Consider the following 2,500-nt stretch of genomic DNA (forward strand, 5'->3'; position numbering starts at 1 on the left):
TGTGAAATGATCGGTTAGAAATACACCAGACACCCCTCCTTGCATGGGAGAGGCGGTGTCCATACAGAACAAAAACCAGAATTCACACCATATGTTTTTCGCTGACCTTGTGGTTCTTGCGAGGAGCCCAAGACCCGATCCCATCCCGAACTCGACCGTCAAATTCCTCTGCGCCAATGGTACTAAGTCTCAAGGCTTGGGAGAGTAGGTCGCTGCAAGGTCTGCAAAAAACATAGGGTTCTCATTACAACGCCGATAAGAATTCAAAAGCCCTCCACTGGAAACAGTGGAGGGCTTTTGCGTTCAGGGGGGGAGAATGCTGGAAACCGAGCGCCCGGACTTGAGCCTAAGCCCGCTCACCAGAAGCGCGGCAGCCGAACTCCATAACCTTCTCCAGCAAAACCGCGGCCATCTTACCGCGCATGGCGATTACGCCGAGCAAGTGGCGATGTCCCGCGACCAGGTCGAGGCCGAACTTGCAGCCGATTCCGCCAACCTGCGCTTTGGCATTGTCCTGAGCGGAACTCTTATCGGCCGAATCGACCTGATTGCAGCAGATCCGCCCAAATATGGCTTGGGTTATTGGTTGGCGAAGAACGCGACGGGTCAAGGCTATGCGACCGCAGCGTTACGGGCGCTGATCGGCCATGCCGGAACGGAGCTGCACGCAACCCAAATCTATGCCGGCGTGACGCGCGGCAATGCCAGGAGCGAAGCCCTGCTCGAGCGCCTGGGTTTTCTGCCCGTCCTGGACTTTGACAGCTACAGGCGGTTTCATCTTGGCCTGAGGTGAATGCGCAGGCGACAGATTCGGGGAATTGATGGTGGCTGAAGACCTGGCGGTGCTCCGCGCGCTTGGCGCTCCCGAGGCGCCGCGGCTTGGAGAGGGCGGCGAAGCCAGGGTTTATGCTCTGGGCGATCGGCAGGTCTTGCGCCTGTTGCGGCCTGGCGCTTCGTCCGATCAGCAGATCGCTCGCGCCGAATTGCTGGCGGAAATCGCCGCCGGCCGCGGCGCAATCGCTTTTGCGACGCCGGAAGTCGAGCGAATCACCGAGATCGAGGGCCGCGTTGCGGTCGTCGAACGCCTGCTGCCCGGCATCCCCTTTTCGCAAGCCTTGGCCGTGGCTCAGGGCGAAGAGCGGCAGCAGCTGCTGCTCGGATATCTCGATGTGGCCAGCCAGATCGGCGATATCGCGGTCAAAAGAGATTTCTTCGGCGACCTCGGTTCGGAGCGGGCCATCCGGCGCGCCAGCTATCGGGACTATCTGCAAGCGCGGCTGGAGATGACCCGCGCGCTGCCCGGCCCGCTCAGTCACTTGCCGATCGAGACCATCGAGGGCATGCCCGACTGTTCCTCTGCTTCGCTCGTGCATTTCGATATCTTCCCCGGCAATGTCCTGGTCGATGCCGGCCGCGTCAGCGCCGTGATTGATTTCGGCGCGACCTCAATGATTGCCGATCGCCGGCTCGATTGCTGGTCGGCCGTCGCCTATCTCGATGCGGAACTGTCGCCGGACGCCAATCCAGGCGATCGTGCCCTGGCCCTCGATTGGCTGGAGCAGCGGGGCCTTGCCGCCGACTTCGCCGCCGCCAGAGGCTGGATTGCCAGCTATTGGTGTTTCGCCCATGACGATCCGAAGGTGAGCGCCTGGTGCTCGCGCATCCTGGCGCCATAGAGCGAGCAGCGATTCGGCGCACTCGACAAAGGATGAACCAGGCCTGATTCTGCGCTCGTCGCGTGTTCGCTGTGGGAGAGGCCAATGCCTGAGTCCGGTGTCGATATCGATCTCTTCCGCCGCCTCGAACAGGTCCTGCATCGCCCTGAGGTGCGGAGTTCTCACGACGCGGTCAGCGCGCTTTTGGCCGAAGACTTCAGGGAGTTTGGTCGCTCCGGCACAATCTACGACAAGGCTACGGTGCTCGAGGCTTTGGCCCAAAAAGCGCCGGCCGCGGCCTCACCCTTGCCGGTGATTCTCGATTTTGCCGCACAAGCGCTCGCGCCGGATATCGTGCTGGTGACCTATCGCAGCATCAATCATGCCCATGGCGATGATCCGGAACGGAGCACGTTGCGTAGCTCGATTTGGCAGCAGGTCGGGGGCTCCTGGCTGATGCTGTTTCATCAGGGGACGCCGGTTCCGCCTCGTGCATGAACTGCCTTAGGATGCCGCGGCGCATCAGTTTCATCCCTGGAAAATTCTGCCGACGGAAGGGTACACTGACCAACCAAATAAGCGCAGGTGGGGACAATGACATTTTGGTTGGCGACTATCGGGATATCGTGGCCTACCTCCTTGGCTCGATCTCTACGGGCTATCTAGCAGGCAAGTTGTTTGGCAGAATTGATATTCGAGAACATGGCTCCAAATCCACGGGCGCAACGAATGCTTCGCGAACCTTGGGCAAGTGGCCCGCGCTCGTTGTTCTTGTGGTGGATGTGCTTAAAGGCGCAGCCGCTGTCGCATTTGCGCAGTGGCTTTGCCTTTGGCTTGATGTCCAG

General features: G+C 60.4%; 3 protein-coding genes, 1 rRNA gene and 1 pseudogene (1 of these 5 running past the window's edge). All 5 read left to right on the forward strand.

Annotation, left to right across the window (positions count from 1 at the left end):
• Window positions 1–105 precede the first annotated feature (105 nt).
• Window positions 106–221: ribosomal RNA gene (rrf, locus tag N8A98_RS11275) — 5S ribosomal RNA — on the forward strand.
• Window positions 222–316: 95 nt separating this feature from the next.
• A complete protein-coding gene (locus tag N8A98_RS11280; protein WP_262171408.1) occupies window positions 317–793 on the forward strand; it encodes a GNAT family N-acetyltransferase in 477 nt (158 codons plus the stop codon).
• Between the two features lie 28 nt (window positions 794–821).
• Window positions 822–1,676: a phosphotransferase family protein gene (locus N8A98_RS11285; RefSeq protein ID WP_262171410.1), complete on the forward strand. Its 855-nt coding sequence runs from the start codon at window positions 822–824 to the stop codon at window positions 1,674–1,676.
• Window positions 1,677–1,760: 84 nt separating this feature from the next.
• On the forward strand, window positions 1,761–2,153 hold the full coding sequence (locus N8A98_RS11290) for a nuclear transport factor 2 family protein (RefSeq protein ID WP_262171411.1): 393 nt from the start codon (window positions 1,761–1,763) through the stop codon (window positions 2,151–2,153).
• A gap of 96 nt (window positions 2,154–2,249) precedes the next feature.
• Window positions 2,250–2,500 (forward strand): annotated as a pseudogene (plsY, locus tag N8A98_RS11295) (glycerol-3-phosphate 1-O-acyltransferase PlsY); it runs 372 nt beyond the window's last position.

The organism is Devosia neptuniae, from assembly GCF_025452235.1.
In the GTDB taxonomy this organism is placed as follows: domain Bacteria; phylum Pseudomonadota; class Alphaproteobacteria; order Rhizobiales; family Devosiaceae; genus Devosia.